This window comes from Blastopirellula marina (assembly GCF_002967765.1).
In the GTDB taxonomy this organism is placed as follows: domain Bacteria; phylum Planctomycetota; class Planctomycetia; order Pirellulales; family Pirellulaceae; genus Bremerella; species Bremerella marina_A.
Map to the genome: position 1 here is coordinate 114,060 of NZ_PUHY01000016.1, position 15,023 is coordinate 129,082.

The 15,023-nt window shown below is 54.1% G+C and carries 17 protein-coding genes and 1 pseudogene; 6 read left to right on the forward strand and 12 right to left on the reverse strand.

Annotated features, from left to right (window positions below):
• The first annotated feature begins 118 nt into the window (after nucleotides 1-118).
• The 3 genes and pseudogenes from C5Y83_RS28225 (at nucleotide 119) to C5Y83_RS30255 (ending at nucleotide 1,564) form a co-directional block, all read left to right on the forward strand.
• Complete coding sequence (locus C5Y83_RS28225; protein WP_105333170.1) at nucleotides 119-808, forward strand: toxin-antitoxin system YwqK family antitoxin; 690 nt, start codon at nucleotides 119-121, stop codon at nucleotides 806-808.
• A 248-nt stretch (nucleotides 809-1,056) separates the two neighbouring features.
• Nucleotides 1,057-1,266: pseudogene (locus C5Y83_RS30250) on the forward strand (transposase family protein); the annotation flags it as partial.
• A 19-nt stretch (nucleotides 1,267-1,285) separates the two neighbouring features.
• The gene (locus tag C5Y83_RS30255) at nucleotides 1,286-1,564 is read left to right on the forward strand and encodes an ISAs1 family transposase (protein ID WP_409994604.1); all 279 of its coding nucleotides are present in this window, start codon (nucleotides 1,286-1,288) and stop codon (nucleotides 1,562-1,564) included.
• 735 nt (nucleotides 1,565-2,299) lie between these two features.
• Here C5Y83_RS30255 and C5Y83_RS28235 read toward each other — a convergent pair.
• From C5Y83_RS28235 to C5Y83_RS30260, 5 genes are all read right to left on the reverse strand, one after another.
• The gene (locus tag C5Y83_RS28235; RefSeq protein WP_105333172.1) at nucleotides 2,300-2,566 is read right to left on the reverse strand and encodes a hypothetical protein; all 267 of its coding nucleotides are present in this window, start codon (nucleotides 2,564-2,566) and stop codon (nucleotides 2,300-2,302) included.
• A gap of 127 nt (nucleotides 2,567-2,693) precedes the next feature.
• Complete coding sequence (locus C5Y83_RS28240; RefSeq protein ID WP_105333173.1) at nucleotides 2,694-3,869, reverse strand: glycosyltransferase; 1,176 nt, start codon at nucleotides 3,867-3,869, stop codon at nucleotides 2,694-2,696.
• Nucleotides 3,870-3,966: 97 nt separating this feature from the next.
• Nucleotides 3,967-5,562: a terminase large subunit gene (locus C5Y83_RS28245; RefSeq protein ID WP_199195170.1), complete on the reverse strand. Its 1,596-nt coding sequence runs from the start codon at nucleotides 5,560-5,562 to the stop codon at nucleotides 3,967-3,969.
• Nucleotides 5,562-6,026 carry a phage terminase small subunit P27 family gene (locus C5Y83_RS28250; RefSeq protein WP_105333174.1) on the reverse strand — a complete coding sequence of 155 codons (465 nt, stop codon included), beginning with the start codon at nucleotides 6,024-6,026 and terminating at the stop codon, nucleotides 5,562-5,564. Before C5Y83_RS28250 ends, C5Y83_RS28245 begins: the two co-directional genes overlap by 1 nt.
• Nucleotides 6,023-6,520, reverse strand: a complete 498-nt coding sequence (locus tag C5Y83_RS30260) for an HNH endonuclease (RefSeq protein WP_105333175.1) — start codon at nucleotides 6,518-6,520, stop codon at nucleotides 6,023-6,025. The genes C5Y83_RS28250 and C5Y83_RS30260 overlap by 4 nt, the downstream gene beginning before the upstream one ends.
• 143 nt (nucleotides 6,521-6,663) lie before the next feature.
• Here C5Y83_RS30260 and C5Y83_RS28260 point away from each other — a divergent pair, with 143 nt between their 5' ends.
• Both C5Y83_RS28260 and C5Y83_RS28265 read left to right on the forward strand, forming a co-directional pair.
• Complete coding sequence (locus C5Y83_RS28260; RefSeq protein WP_105333176.1) at nucleotides 6,664-7,011, forward strand: HTH domain-containing protein; 348 nt, start codon at nucleotides 6,664-6,666, stop codon at nucleotides 7,009-7,011.
• Between the two features lie 219 nt (nucleotides 7,012-7,230).
• Nucleotides 7,231-7,476: a hypothetical protein gene (locus C5Y83_RS28265; RefSeq protein WP_105333177.1), complete on the forward strand. Its 246-nt coding sequence runs from the start codon at nucleotides 7,231-7,233 to the stop codon at nucleotides 7,474-7,476.
• Nucleotides 7,477-7,481: 5 nt separating this feature from the next.
• Here C5Y83_RS28265 and C5Y83_RS28270 read toward each other — a convergent pair whose 3' ends face one another.
• Nucleotides 7,482-8,795 (reverse strand): DNA modification methylase, encoded by a 1,314-nt coding sequence (locus C5Y83_RS28270; protein WP_105333178.1) that lies wholly within the window; start codon nucleotides 8,793-8,795, stop codon nucleotides 7,482-7,484.
• Between the two features lie 338 nt (nucleotides 8,796-9,133).
• Between C5Y83_RS28270 and C5Y83_RS28275 the strand changes: the two genes are divergently transcribed.
• On the forward strand, nucleotides 9,134-9,649 hold the full coding sequence (locus C5Y83_RS28275; RefSeq protein WP_105333179.1) for a hypothetical protein: 516 nt from the start codon (nucleotides 9,134-9,136) through the stop codon (nucleotides 9,647-9,649).
• Nucleotides 9,650-9,739: 90 nt separating this feature from the next.
• Here the strand turns inward: C5Y83_RS28275 and C5Y83_RS28280 are convergent, their stop codons facing one another.
• The 6 genes from C5Y83_RS28280 to C5Y83_RS28305 all read right to left on the reverse strand — a co-directional run bounded on the left by C5Y83_RS28280 (nucleotide 9,740) and on the right by C5Y83_RS28305 (nucleotide 14,984).
• Nucleotides 9,740-9,964, reverse strand: a complete 225-nt coding sequence (locus C5Y83_RS28280) for a hypothetical protein (protein WP_105333180.1) — start codon at nucleotides 9,962-9,964, stop codon at nucleotides 9,740-9,742.
• 442 nt (nucleotides 9,965-10,406) lie between these two features.
• The gene (locus C5Y83_RS28285; protein WP_105333181.1) at nucleotides 10,407-12,692 is read right to left on the reverse strand and encodes a phage/plasmid primase, P4 family; all 2,286 of its coding nucleotides are present in this window, start codon (nucleotides 12,690-12,692) and stop codon (nucleotides 10,407-10,409) included.
• Nucleotides 12,689-13,015, reverse strand: a complete 327-nt coding sequence (locus C5Y83_RS28290) for a hypothetical protein (protein ID WP_105333182.1) — start codon at nucleotides 13,013-13,015, stop codon at nucleotides 12,689-12,691. The genes C5Y83_RS28285 and C5Y83_RS28290 overlap by 4 nt, the downstream gene beginning before the upstream one ends.
• A gap of 31 nt (nucleotides 13,016-13,046) precedes the next feature.
• Entirely contained in the window at nucleotides 13,047-13,631 is a 585-nt protein-coding gene (locus tag C5Y83_RS28295) for a sigma-70 family RNA polymerase sigma factor (RefSeq protein WP_105333183.1), read from the reverse strand.
• The gene (locus C5Y83_RS28300) at nucleotides 13,628-13,855 is read right to left on the reverse strand and encodes a hypothetical protein (protein WP_105333184.1); all 228 of its coding nucleotides are present in this window, start codon (nucleotides 13,853-13,855) and stop codon (nucleotides 13,628-13,630) included. The genes C5Y83_RS28295 and C5Y83_RS28300 overlap by 4 nt, the downstream gene beginning before the upstream one ends.
• A gap of 151 nt (nucleotides 13,856-14,006) precedes the next feature.
• Nucleotides 14,007-14,984 (reverse strand): hypothetical protein, encoded by a 978-nt coding sequence (locus C5Y83_RS28305; protein ID WP_105333185.1) that lies wholly within the window; start codon nucleotides 14,982-14,984, stop codon nucleotides 14,007-14,009.
• Between the last annotated feature and the right edge of the window lie 39 nt (nucleotides 14,985-15,023).

The window sequence follows — 15,023 nt, forward strand, 5'->3', positions numbered from 1 at the left end:
TATCGTGATGATTTGCGTTTTACATAGGCAACACAAGCGTGTTATATATCACGCAGGAGACACATGCATATGTCACGTAACAGCGGAGGCAGTTGTGCGTAACCCAGCAAGGTCACTCATGGCGGCCGTAGCCGTGCTTGCATTGGCCGCGATCTCCTGTGAGCATCAAGCGGCTCACACAGGGATGATTTCAATCGAACACAAGGGAAGCACCCGCCAAGTTCCCTCCATTATTTCGTTTGACGGTGATGAATGGACTTTCTCCCACGTTACGCCAAACACCCTATCGGATGGAATGACTTGTACATACGAGAGTAGTACGTACAGCAATGAATCACTTACGCTGTCTGTGGGAGGAGTCAATTCCATGAGCAAATGGAGTATTCGTAAGTATCGTTGTGACGATCGTCATTCGGACGAAAGAACACTGCTAAAGACATTGCGCCGTTCAAACGCCGGCTTTGGACACTTGGTTGATTGCGAAAACGGCACACTGGACGGTCCAACAAAACGTTTCTATGCGAATGGCAGTGTGAAATTCATTGGCCATATGGCAGATTACGCTATGGATGGTGACTGCCGTGGCTTCTACCCAAATGGTAACGTGTGGTGGATAGGTGAATACAGGATGAGGACTCCGTTGATTGACAAGGCTGTGTTCTATAATGAAAACGGTAGTGTTAACACAGAGATTGATACAATTGACGAGAGGCTAAAGGAACACACTCGGTGGCATCAATTTCAAACCAGTGATTCATGTGACTCCATTCAGGAGTTCATCCGAAGGGTAGAGGAGTCATCTGGCTGACAATAACAACTTACTTCACCTTTCGTATTGCTCGGATCCTTCGAGCTGTCGGCAGTATGATAGGTTTCCATCATGAAGTGAACAAAATTTAGCAGGATTGAACGCAGTTCAATCGCACATCGCCGGGGTATTGGTTTAAGCATTGCAGTATTCGTCGAGCCGTCGATGAGTGACGGCTGTTTTTGCTGGCATGGAGGGGAACGATGTCTGGGCCTGCTGCTCTGATTTACAAATAGTTTGTAAAGGTTATCAATCCTCGAGTTGTTCGGGGTAAGAACCATGACCTGCTCGAAATGATTGTTCTGGCTCTCAAGGCCACGATTGGCGAAGCCAACAGTCGAGCCAATATCAAACAATTCGCCAATGCGAAGCGGGATTGGTTCCGGCGATACGTCAAGTTAGAGTATGGCGTTTCCAGCCATGACACGTTTGGCCACGTGTTCACCCGGCTCGACACGGGCCAGTTTCTCGCCCGCCATGCACGGCTGGGGCGATCAGGTCGCGGGAACATTGCGTGGTCAGGAGATCGCCATCGACTGCAAGACGCTACGAGGCTCGTTCGTTCGGGCGGCCGGGCATTCACCCTTGCACACCATCACTGCCTTTGCGACCTCGTCACGATTGTGCCTGCGGCGGATGTCAGTCGAAAGGAAATGCAACGAGAAACTGGCAGTGCCTCAGCTCTTGCAACTGCTGGAACTTGCCGGGGCCACGGTCACACTCGGCGCGATGTATTGCCAGATCGAAACGGCTTAGGCGATTGTCGCTGGCGGCGGCGATTGCCTGCTGACCGCCAAGGGGAACCAAGAGACGCTGCATCTCAAGTTGCTCGAGATGTTTGCCGACTTCGGCGAGCGAAACTATCAAGTCCCGGGACTTCGCAAGCACACGTCCCGCGAATGTTCGCACGGCCGCAAGGAGCTTCGTATTTACTACACGATCAAGCCGCTCAAAGACAACTCCTTCGCGCGGTGGCCAAACCTGGGGTCGTTGGGGATGGTTTATTGCGAGTGTCAGTCAGGCGACAAGCAGCAGTGCGAAACGTCTTTCTTTATCAGGCAGTCATCCGTCCCGAGTCAAGCACCTGGCTGGGCTGATTCGAGATCACCGGCGAATCTAGAACAGCCAGCACTGGGTGCTTGATGTAACTTTTGCCGAAGACGCGAGTCGCATCCGCCGCGACCAGGCCCCTGAAATCACCGCCGCGTTCCGCCGCCTGTCCCTCAATATTTTGAATCAGGACACCCCGTCTAAGATAACATCTGCGGAAAACGCCTCCGCGGCGGCTGGGACGAGACGGTGATGGACTCGGTTTATGCGGGTTTTAACGGCAATTGAACGTGGAATTGCCCTGGGATTGAATCGCACAAGCATAGTCCTAAGTTGCTGTAATTTAGGAAATTCGGTTGGGGTTGCGCGGGGTTTGCAGAAGTTTACAAGACTTTGGGCAGTATTTGGTCTTGCGGGATTTTTTGCGGTTTCGGCAATCGCCTACGTCAACTTGGCGATCGTTTGCAGCACGCATTCCCACTGTTCAGGATAACGGCCAGAGTGTCGGCGAAGGTAAGCTGCGAACTCCTCGATCGCTTGCAGGGCTCCGGTAAAGCTCAGCCTGTTCGGACAACATCGGAACTTTAAGGCCGACGCGATCATGGCCGCGCGGATGACGCAATCGCCGATCACGTGACAGTAAACTTTCTTGCGGTAATCAGCTCGACGCAGATGATGAACTCGAGGCACCAGATCAAAGTTACGCATCTCGCCCTGGGCCAGGAGCCAGGACCAGGCGTACTAGCGATCGGCGAGAATGACATTCCCCGGAGAAAACCGGGACAACGGCGTTTGCAGAAGTGAATTCTCGCCAGACACGATCGATTTTCTCAACTTAGATTCTCGCGAAGTTGTCCACAATCGAATACTCTGACCAGTTATTTGCTCGTTCTATCGCTTCGGCGAAAAATAGAGGATGGTCATTCTCATCCCATAATATCGCAACCGCCCTCACCCAATCTTCAACTTCCTCCTCCGTCGGTAGCAGTTGCGTCTCCGGCCGAATCCGTTCCGGAATCTCCAGCAGCACACCCCCATCGCCAATCACTTCCGGCAGCGAGCCTCGATCACTACCAATCACCGGAATCCCATTCATCATCGCCTCAGCAGCCACGCGTCCAAAAGACTCCTGCCAGACCGACGGCATCAGCATGGAATGCGTGACACGCAGGTACTCTCGCGGATCTGGCGTATTTTGCATCCGATGGAGATTCGCTTGAGAAAGATCCGCCCCAGTCCGAGCCAGCCAGTCCACCGAGGCCCGACCTTCGACGACGAGCAGCGGAATATCAGGCCGACGCTTACCAAGCACTTCGGCAATCTTGGCAAACACGAACACACCTTTATGCGGCTGCGGGTTGACGAACGTGACGAATCGCCGCTCCGGGTCAGGCGCGCACACATACCTTTCACGCGGCATCAACGGATAAATCGGGACACTCTCAATCCCGACGTTTTCCCGGTACCACTGAGCATGAAAGTTGGAGAGCGTTATGGTTACGTCAAAGTCCTGGAAAAACTTCGCATCTTTGTAGGCATAGTTGCATAGGTAGAAGACCGTTCGGGCCCTGGCGTTCCGCGCCAGTTGCGTTAAAGGACCGGTCATCCAAAACCCACCATAGGTAATCACCAAGTCAGGCCGCCACGACTCTAGTACCTCGCGATAAGCATTGAGCCAAGCCGTTCCAACCGCCTTGCTGGGACTGGCCTGAGGGTCACTCGGCACCCACACCCCACAATCCACCCCATTCGACCGAAATAAGCTCAGGCGAATATCGACACCTTGATCCGATGCCTTATAGGTCTTGAAGTGAATGCCCTGTTCGATTAACAGCTCCTCGTTCGTCTTCGGCTCTTCAAAATCCAAGCGAGGCCCCGAAAACACCCGCACTTCCCACCCATGCCGAGCCAACCCTTCCATCAAATCCCGCAAAGAAATCGCCGCCCCACTCGAGGTGTCGATGTAGGAGTGATAAAGGGCAACAAGAATACGCTTGGGGCGTTCGGGCATGAGAGCTGGCTCGAGTGATGAGAGACGACCATTTTGGGAGACACCATCTTATCAAGAACGATAACCGCATTCACTACGATCGCGAAATGTTCCGACACTACAAAAACAACCCACCCGGCTCTCGATAAATACTCTCGTACTCCACATGCCGAGTCGCTAAATCCACGGCCATCACGAGCGCCACAATCCCGTCAATCCGCTCCTGACTTTTCTTCTTCGACGGCTTCCAGTTGTCGGCCGCGTCTTGTTCGATCGCCACGTTACCCGCCATCCAACGCAAAACAGGATTCCCGGCGTGGCGTAGCTTCTGGGATAGCACCAACTCTTCCAACTTCTTTGTCGGTGCCGACATGCTCGCATAGCCTTGGCCGAACGACACAATCTTGAAGCCGTCGTCATCTAACTGCGTGGCGAGTTGGGTCGCGTTCCACCGGTCGATGGCGATCTGCTCGATCTTGAAACGCTTATCCAGTTGGTTGATCTTGGACCGAATGCGTTCGTAATCAATCACCTCGCCAGGAGACGCTTCGATAAGTCGCTGCTGAATCCAGGGCACGTATGGTGCATGGTCGCGTTTCTCACGCCGCCTGGCACCTTCCTCCGGCACCCAGAACAGCGGCAGCACGTCATAATGGTCATCGCCAGGGAACACGAGAACCAGTGCCGAGATATCGGTAGTCGCAGAGAGGTCCAACCCGGCGAAACAAGTGCGACCATCTAACTCATCAAATTCTTCGTCGCACGCATCCCACTTCTCCATATTCAACCAGCGCGATTCCTGCTGGGTCCATTGATTGAGGCGATACCTGCGAAACGAGTTTTCTTTGGCGGGCGATTCCTGGGCTTCACGGCAGTCCTCGGCGAACTGCTCCGCGTCGATCGTGATGCCGAAGCTGGGATTGGCTTTCTGCCATACCCCAGGTGTTGTCCAGTCATCCTCGACATCTGCAGCGGAGATGTACGGGAAGAACGCCGTGTCCTCAACGGTTCCATCCAAGACCTGGCGAGCGTATTCGTGCTGTTCCCAACAGATACTGAGTCGGTCGTAGCCAGCGGTCGTGATGGCCAGCATGAGCGGTTGTCGGCGCGAGGCACCGGCGTATCGTAGCGTGTCCCACAGTTCGCGTGACTTCTGAGCGTGCAGCTCGTCCATCAAAACCGCGTGGGCGTTGAGGCCTTCTTTGGTGGGCACTTCGGCGGACAAAGCCCGATAGATCGAACGACTACGATGGTCCACGATCCGTTTTGTGGAGCGGACCACCTTCAGCCTCGACGCCAGATGTGGCGAGTAGTCCACCATGTTGGCCGCTTCATTGAAGACGATGGACGCTTGGTCACGGTCCGAGGCCGCGCTGTAGATCTCGGCCCCTGGTTCCCCATCACACGTTAGTAGGTAAAGACTCAATCCTGCGAAAAGGGTGCTCTTGCCATTCTTCTTCGGCACCTCGATATAACCGCGGCGAAAACGACGTGTCCCATCTGCCCGCTTCCAACCGAACAGGGGCGCCACGACGTCCTTCCATTGCCAATCCAACAGTTCGAACGGTTGATTGGCCCATTGGCCCTTAGAGTGTTTGAGAAACCGCAGGAAAAACTCACGCACGCGCTGAGCGGCATTCTCATCGAACCAGCAACCATTCTCGACGGCACGCTCGTCATTTGAGCTTCTCACCCACTGCTGCGTTACGTCCACTACCCTGCTCCCACGAACGTATCAAATTCATCTTCGGCACTCTTTTTCGCTTCGACGCGGAGACGACTGCGACTCGACGGCGTGAGACCGAACTCGACAAGGAACTTTCGCATCGTCTCCATCGCCTGGTCCGCCACGGTCAGATAAGGCGACTTCATCGGAAAGCCTTTCTCGGGGGACTTCACGATGGTGCCGAATTTCTTGACCTGTTCCTCCGCGTGAACCCAACGGCTGTAGACTGTGCAGTAGGCGGCTAATGCCGCGCGATCCGCCGAACTGAGTAATCCCATCTCATTGAGAATCTCGGAAATGCGGAACCATTCGTCTTGAGCAACTTCATCCAGGAAGTCTGGGCACGATGGAATACTGCTGGGTGCATTCGGTTCATCGTGATTGATAGCCCGTTTCCCGGGATTACCTTCGCGAATCTTAAGCACCGTCGGTTTGGGTTTGCGTCCTCTCATTGGTTAACACCCCCTGGCGCCCAATTTCGCGGGCGCGCCTGTGTTGGGTACGCGGCGGTACAGTGCACGATCCCCGGAGGATGTGACCCGCCCCGGGGGCCTCTCGGTGGCTCCTGGAGCCTTCTAACGGCATCTCTGCGGGTTTGCTGAATGGCACTTGGATTCGTATCGGTACTTGAGCCAAATAGCCCTTTGTCACACTCCGTTTTCGCTCGATGATGTGTTCGGCAGAGCACTTGGGTGTTGCCTATCTCCAGTCGCCAATCGAGTCGCACGTGAATCGGAATGATGTGGTCGACGTCCTTGGCCGAGGTATGGAGACCACGCTTTAAACACTCTTGGCAAAGGTGATGATCGAGTTGCCTTCGCCACTTAGCAATGCGTTCCCAGTCGGCATCGTAACCACGGTCTTGGGCGGAGCCGTGGCGGATTGAGGCGATCGTTCGCCCGACCGGTTTAATCGTTTCGCTTCGTCTTTTGATTCGTCTTGGCATCACGTTCCTTTCATTAGTCTGAGAGTTGATACGAAATCATTTGCTTCTCTCGCTACAACGCTTGATGTGTTTCCGAATGCATGGCTCATTTGTGTCCACGCGAAACAGTTCGCGAGTAACGAATTACCTATCGGAGAAGACTCATGACCACAAAGAAAACGACTCGTAAGCCTTCCGCCACCAAGAAGGGCACAGCTAATCGCCGTACCACCAAGGCGTCGAAGCCGTTGCAAGCAAAGCCTGAAAAAGAACCCGTTGCCAAACGCTTGTCGGCTCTCAGCGCAGCAGCCAAGGTCCTGAGCGAATCGACCGAACCACTCAACACCAAACAAATGGTCGAAGCGATGGCAGAGAAAGGCTATTGGTCCAGTCCAGGCGGCAAGACGCCGCACGCCACGCTCCACAGCGCGATCATGCGGGAGATTAACACCAAAGGCAAAGACGCCCGGTTCAAGAAGACCGAACGAGGTAAGTTCGCGACCAACGGCTAGGACAACCAAACACTTCGCCCACAACGCCCGACGTTCGCCACGTTTGGGCGTTTTTTTGTTCTGGGCATAGTGAGGGCAGTTGTCTGTTTCGACGTCACACGGCCAAATGTCGCGGCCAACGAGAAAGCTGCTGAATTGTGCCGAACCATGCTTGATGTTTTCCAGCACGTATGGCTCATATGCCATATAAGAAACGACACCCAAACCGGAGACCGAACTATGCCAGCTAACGACCACGAAACCAAGCTTCGCGACGCCTTCCAGAAGATGGACCCACACCAATACCAAGAGATTCGCGACGCGTACTACAAAGCGGTTGAAGGCCTGCAGAGCCTGGCCCAATCGCTCGAGTTCGCCGACATCGGGGTTGGAGAGACGAACGACCACGTGCTGATTGAGGAGCACCTGACTGCGGTCGAGGCGATCCACGTGATGAACCAAAGCTTGCTGGGTAAGATTCTTTAGAGCGTTCACCGCATCGCCTCCTCTCTGGCCTTCATCGGGATAGGCGAGTCTCCCGTTCTTTCTAGTACCGCTGGCTTGCCAGTGAATCTTTGGAAGCGGTCGACAATCGTGTCGCAGTAGTAGGTATCGAGCTCCATCAGGTAGGCCTTACGTCCCGTCTGTTCGGCGCCAATAAGCGTTGACCCGCTGCCACCGAATAGGTCCAAGACGTTCTCACCGGCGACCGTGGAGTATTGCATGGCTCGCACAGCCAGTTCGGCAGGCTTGGCCGTTAAATGTTCCATTTGCTGGGGCGGTATCTTCTTGACGTGCCATAGATCAGGCACATTGTGCGGCCCGTAGAACTTGTGGGCGGAACCCTCTTTCCAACCGTAGAACGCAATTTCAAAACACCCTAGAAAATCCTTTCGCGTCAGCACTGGGTGAAGCTTGTCCCACACGATGGCTTGGCTGAAATACAAACCATGCTTCTTTAGAACGGGTGGATAATTGCCGAGGTTAGCGTAGCCGCCCCAGATGTAGAATCCACGCCCCGGTGCCAGCACGCGAGTCATATTGCCAAACCAGGCATCGAGCAGTCGATCGAATTCTTCATCCGACACAAAGTCATTCGCCAACGGTCGATCCTTGGACCGCATCTTCTTCGGAGCACCATTTGATTTACGTTTGCTCGAGTCCGCAAAGCTGCTATTGCCCGCGGCGATGGCGTTCTTCGACCTCGGTTCCACCTTCACGTTGTACGGAGGATCGGTATTCACCAGATGAATCACCGCACCATCAAGTAATCGATCAACGTCGTCGACCTTGGAACTATCACCACACAACAATCGATGGTCGCCAAGTATCCACAAGTCGCCTGGCTGTGTGACCGGATCATCTGGTGGCTCAGGCACATCATCGGGATCGTTCAGCCCGTCCTTCACATCACCGCTGAGCATCTTGGCCAGTTCGTCATCCTTGAAGCCAAGTAGCCCCAGATCGTAGTCGGCGTCCTTAAGGGCGTTCAGTTCGATCGGCAGTAGATCCAAGTCCCATTCGGCAATGGTCGCCGTTTGATTGTCCGCGATTCGGTAGGCTCGAATCTGTTCATCGCTCATCCCTTCAGCTACATGAACCGGTACCTGGGTCATGCCCAGCTTCTGAGCCGCCTTGAGTCTCGTGTGGCCGACGATAACCACACCTGCTTCATCCACTACGATTGGCTGGCGAAATCCAAACTCCGCGAGCGACTTGGCCACGGCATCGACTGCGCCATCGTTCACGCGAGGGTTGCTGGGATAGGGGGTGACGTCAGAAACGTTCCACTGTTCGATCTTCATCAGATAGAGCTGCCTACGCACAAGTGTTCGTGCTGGTAGCTCCGAGATGCGGAGTGCGGCCCTGGCGATCCAGGGCGGCGGACAAGAGAACCAGAAATCTCTTGTCACTGGTGTTGCACGTATTTTACTCGATGCGGGGTGGGCATTGCTATGTTAGTGGCGATGTATTTGATACGAAACACGAAGATAAGTGTTGGTCAGCGCAGGTTCATCCGATCGAAAAGTACGTGACGCCGAACATGTTGGCAGATAGAATTCAGAACACGCTCTGTCAGTCGGCCAACAAAAGCCGCTTGCCGTAGTACTACGCAGAGTATTCAGGTCGGAGCTTACCTTTGATGAAGTCTCGTCGTCGACTATACGCAATCTTGATCACAGTCGTCGTCCTAGTGGTCGCGTACCCAACGTGGTGTTACCTTCGCATCCGTTCCTATCAGACGTTCATTCACAGCCAATACGATGCCGAAATCAATCAACTAGTAAACACGACTCACGTTTGGCCCGAAGACGCATATTCCGACGAGGAAGCTTTCCGAAAGGGAGAACAACTGGAAGACGATCTAAAAGCAATCTTTAGTAACGGTGATTTCTACTGCGCCAGTTGGTCGTACGATTCTCATCACGGGTTAAGGAGCACAGGAATTCCTGACCAAGGATATACGACGTTCGATATTCTGTTTTTCCGCGCGTCAGGGCCCAAGTCACAGTCCCTTGCCTACGGAAGAACGCACGACGGCGTACCATTATTGGTCTATGAGCGATGGTTGCCGGATGCACCAATCATGAAGCACATTAGGATCGTCTTCTATCGCGAAAAGGTCGACAAGCGTCGTGAATCCAGGGCAGCCAGTTAAAGTCATGTGAGTCAAGAACTCGAAGCGTGTGATCAAAAGCTAGTCACGCTCTGTGTACGGCGATCTTGTTAATTGCAGTTCTATGCCTCCCTAGGTATCGCTAAGCTCACCTCGCAACTGTTGCTCTAGTTCGCTTGGTGGCGTGGAGAACTTCGCCCCCAACGGCGCCGTGATCGCAATCCGAGCCCGACGCCCCTTTCGACCGACCAGCCGGATAACGATGCACACGCCGTCCACCTCGACCGTTTGCGATTCACCTTGAGAATACCAATCGACCAATTGGCAGCGTTTGACCTTCGATTCCTTCCTATTCATTGTTTGATCCTTACTCGACAATCGTGGAAGTACACACGTCGCAGTGGCATGCCTCGACGTGCTGTGTATTTTCGATTGGTGGTTGCTGAACCCGGTCACCCTTCACTACCCCCGAAGAGGTGTTGAATCCTCGCGCTGAGGAGCGGCAGGCGTAATCAAGATGACCAACGTGTCGAGATGCCCACCAGCCATCGGCGTCCTCATCCCCCATTTCTGCCATTCATCGGTGGACCAAATCGTCAATCGGATCATCGAAATCTAAAAAGTCTAAGGTGAGGCTACCGTCGCGCACCGTCGCGTAGGTTCCCATTGCAGTTGGAGATAATCACGTGCGTGTGTGCGCGCCTGCGCACCCGCGATAACAGTGGGAAACGTCGCGACGGAGCGCGACGGTAAATCCCCAAACCCCTTACCACAAACTCCATGCCTACCTCGTTTAACATTAGATACCTCCCATTCGAGAAATGCCCTCGTAGAAATTCTCGGTGGTCCCCCGACGGCGAGTGACGCCAGGAGCGGCGGCGGCCAGATCGCGACCGAAGGTTTGCTTGGTCGAGACGAGTTGCCTGCCTTCGTCATCACACCATTGTTTCCACGCGTCATAGAGGGAGTTCGTACTGATGCGATATCCTGGCCCCACAATGCACCGGTTACGCACGAACGCAGCAACTGGGGAGGACAGGTCCTCAATTTCCTGAACGACATCCTCGACGGCACTGGGCATGACGAAGTGACCACGCTCATGGAGACGCTGCCAGCCTTCAATGGCCCAATTCAGAATGCCAGGCAATTCGGCAAGCAGTCGCTCGGTAAGCCTAGGGTCCTCTTTGCCAAAGAAGCTATGGTGGAATCGCAAGATCATGAACCGCCCGGCTAAAGCACCGCTTGAGTCATTGAGCCGTGGAAATTCGTTCGAGAGGAACATGAAGCGTGTGTTCAGCTTCGTCGTGAGACTAGGCATATGCTTCCGATCGATCGTGAGAGCATCTTCTCCGGAGATACAGAGAAGACGCTCCACCACCGTGGAAACATTCTCACCGTGGAATCGGGCATCACTGACGATTGCTAGAGATTTACCTATTAGCGGCTGGAGACCGAAGTTACCTGCCAGGCTGGAAGTAGTCGGACCGCTTACATTGCATTCCCCGACGAGTCGTCTCAGCACGCGTGCAATCGTTCCTTTCCCGCTCCGTTTTGGCCCCACCATAAGCAGGATCTTCTGCAAGGACGTATCCGCGGTCAGGCAGTAGCCGAACCATTCCTGCAGTAGGTCATGTGATTCACAGTCCCCATCGAACAATTGATGGAGGAACTGGTACCAGTTTTTTGGCTCCGGCGCCAAAGGATCTGGGTCAACATCCAGCGCGTTAAGCGTGAAAAAGCGTGGGGTCGGTGGGAGGCGTTCCATCGTGGGAAGATGAAGCAACGTAGTCCGACACGGCAGGACATCCTCGACATCAACATCGTTCGGTGGCCTACCAAGCCACGAAGGCGACGCGACAGTATCTGGAAGGTGGACATGACCTCGAAGCGACTCAAGTGCCGCATTGACGGTATTCGGGTTCGACTCGAAGTCGATAAGTTCTAGCTGCTCCTTACCACGGCTGCGAACATAACGAAGGGCGCCATGGAGCCAGTTCTGCAGACGCTTTTTGACTTCATAGTCCTCGACCTGGACGTATCGGTTGTCCCGCCAGACCACTAATTGACTGGCATAAAAGTGAATCGTGCGACCATCCGGATGCGAGTGAAACTCTTGGACATAGGCTTCCGCCGTCGGAATCGTCCTCTTCGGCGAAAGCACCACGCGACCAGTCACCGGATCACGATTGCCAAGCGGCACGTAACCCTCTTGGTCGACTTCTAAGGCCTGCCCGCGATGACATTTACGCTCCGCGTCCCGAATCCGCTGTAGAATTTCTTCATCGGTCCAGTCCTTGGGAAATGGCTTCTCACGAGCGTAATTCTGGATGGTTGCCAAGGCAGTGGTGTCATCCAGGTCAAACTCGACGGTCCGGCAGGCCGCGGCGAAAAGCCGATGGGAACCGTCACCCTTATCGGTCACACCGATCCGTAGCATCGCGGCCAGGCATAGGGAAGCACGCTTGGCCATATCGATGTCCAATGTCGCCTTAGGCGTCGACTGCTCGGTGTTAGGCGGCAGATCCTCTTCCGGCGGTGGAGGTGTCTCGCCAAGCTCCTCGAACACCGCATTCGCCAGTCGTTCAACGCATTGTCGAAGTTCTTCAGGATCCACAACCGCTGGTTCCGCATTATCTCGGTCCCAGTCGATCTGCTCGCCAGACTCATGAACACTCGGCGGAAACACGGTCTGTGCGCCCGTCGATCGAATCTCCACGAGCATGCCAGCTGACTTGCTGCGGAACTTCTGCGTCTCCATGGGTGACGACACTCGGTAGATCCAATGCGACCGAGGCTTGGAATCACGTCCAAACTTGGCATCTGTTCGCGGTAAGTATTCTTTAGCGAGTTCAACAGCCCGCGGGTTATCTAAGTCGATGTCGATGAGCCAACCAGACGGCTCGCCCATCAACACCCCCACGTTCTGCCGACTACGATCGAAATACTTGCCAAGTTCTTCTTGCGTGATCCGAACCTTCTGCCAGCCCGTAAAGCCAGGGTTCTTCGAGCGGTACGGTATCGGGACGACCGACCACCCACGCTGGATGTATTCAAGGGCAGCGTCTGCCCCGGTTTGAACAATCACGCAGCACCTCCTGGCATTCCATGGCCATTGAACTTCGATTTACCATCCTTCTCGATCCGTTCGACCCGGAAGCTGTCGTCACCGATTTCCCGAAGCAGGAAACCGGCGAACAAGCGGCTGAGATCGACGCCAACCTGATTGCTGGCGTCGACCACACAGGTCATTTGAGAAGCATCAAATAGATGAGCCGCGTCGAGGCGAATGCGGGCGCGACCATGAAGGGACTCCACGCCGAACAGAGCCAGGACGATTGCCGCCTGGACATCCTCCCGTTCAACGTGTTTTGCGAATGTGAAGCGATAGACAACTCTTGGTGCTGTCATGACCGGTCTCCGAGCTAGGTGAAAGTGGCGACTAAACATCAGTTACGCTGTTTGCCTCCTGTGCGCTCGGAAAATCGATATATTCTCGAAGTCCTCGGTTCTCGAAGTACTCACCGACAAACTGGAGCGACCGATAGATGGCGCTGCGTGAGAGATTCAGTCGGTTCGCGATTTCAGAAATCGTGTGACCAGTGCGGTACAACTGACAGATGGTCTTCTCAGGCGCGATGAGACCATCGATCGCTGCATCGACCTCTCGCCAGTCTTCGCCAGGCACACTTCGGTGGTCGATCACGTCGAAGAGCTCACCGTCGTGAGGAGACACGGGCCACTGGATGGTTTGGCCGCAGCCATGTCGTTTTCGGTAGAACTTCCGAATCAGATCATGTTCACGGTTTTCGACCAGGTGATGGACGAAGCCATGGACGGTGCCGCGCGACGGGTCGAAGTTATCCCACCGCTGAAGAACATGCAGAGCGAGTTCCTGGCGGTAATCGTCGACCCCAGAGGGATCATGGAGTTTTTCAGACAGGCGACGGGCCACTGAACTCAGGATGAATTCGGTTTGCCGTAGAGCCGTATCGACATCGGGATGTGAATTTGGATTCGCAATCATACCGACCCTCCTTTACCGGAGAGTTGGCGGATCGCCTCGATCGATTCGAGCTCTTGACGAATCTGCTCAACCGCGGAATTATCGTACAGGCGAAGAATGCCTGCCCGAGCGGCTGGCCGGATGTGGCCGCGGGTGGCTAGGACGTGCAAGACACGGTGCAGAGGCACGTCCAGCTTTTCAGCAATAACTCCAGTCGTCTGGAGCCGGGGAGGTGAGGTAGACATGGAACATCTCGCTTTCTTTCAGGAGGAAACAAAACCCTTCCGAAAGTGGTCGAAATATTCACGTCTTCGCGTGGACACCCTAAAAATACAGGGTCAAATTGACTTTGAAGGTGCATGAACCTTCATGAATATGCTCAGCAAAGCGGCAGAGTCATGCGTGGTCGCTCCGGTCATCCTTTAGTTGCTGAACCCAGAAACAGAAGCCTTCTGGATTGTCAAGCATCAGTGCCTTTAGACGGAGCAGCTCTTCGCGCTGATCCTTTTCTGCCTCCTTAACCAATTTAAAGAAGTCCATTTCTGCCTCTTCCATCTCCTCAACAGCCACGGCGGGTCCCACCTCCCGGGTCTGCGCATGAGTCTTTTGGTCAATATCATTGAAGCCATGTGACTTTGCTTTTTTTGCCTCATGCGTCCATGCCTTCAGTCGAGGTACTTTTCGTATTGCTTTGCGAACGGTATTGGACGAGCACCCAATTCTAATTGCCAGCTTATCCGGACCGGTGTACTCATCTCCAATATCAACCATATGACTGAGAACCTTGGCAACCTCCTGCCATACCCACCTCTTCTTACGCGAAGAATCGTCGGTTGTGTCGACTACGTGACTCTCATTCACTTGGCATTCACCTTCATCCTCCACTTTCGTTGAGGGCGGATCCCGAAGCAACTGGACGATCCTTACAACAAGCCATGCCTTTGTGTCCTGTCCGTCCTCATCTTCAACACGCATTACCGCCTTCTTAATCTTCTTAGCCAGCGACTTCTCATTTCCCTCCAACGCGTGAGAAAGAAGTCCTTTGGCAATCTTTCCATTCATCGCATTGACCTCGAGTTTATCCAGGTCGCCCTTCCATCCATCTTCAACAATCAAATTGGCAACTCGGATGACACGTTGGGCGTACCATTCCCAATACATCTCTGGTGGCGGGCAGTGCGGATGTGCATCCCACTTCTCAAATTTGCCCGTCTCGAAATGGAAGTCTCGCGGCTGCACATTGAGCTCATCGAACGCATATTTCAAACGGAGTTCGCGTTCCCATTCTTTCTCTCTTTCGACTCTGGCAAGTAGTCCCTCGGTTTCTTTCACTTCTCCTTGTTTCAAAAGATCATCGAGTTCGTCTTCATTCACGTCTACTCTCCGGAAAGAAAATTCTATGATTCGCACAGA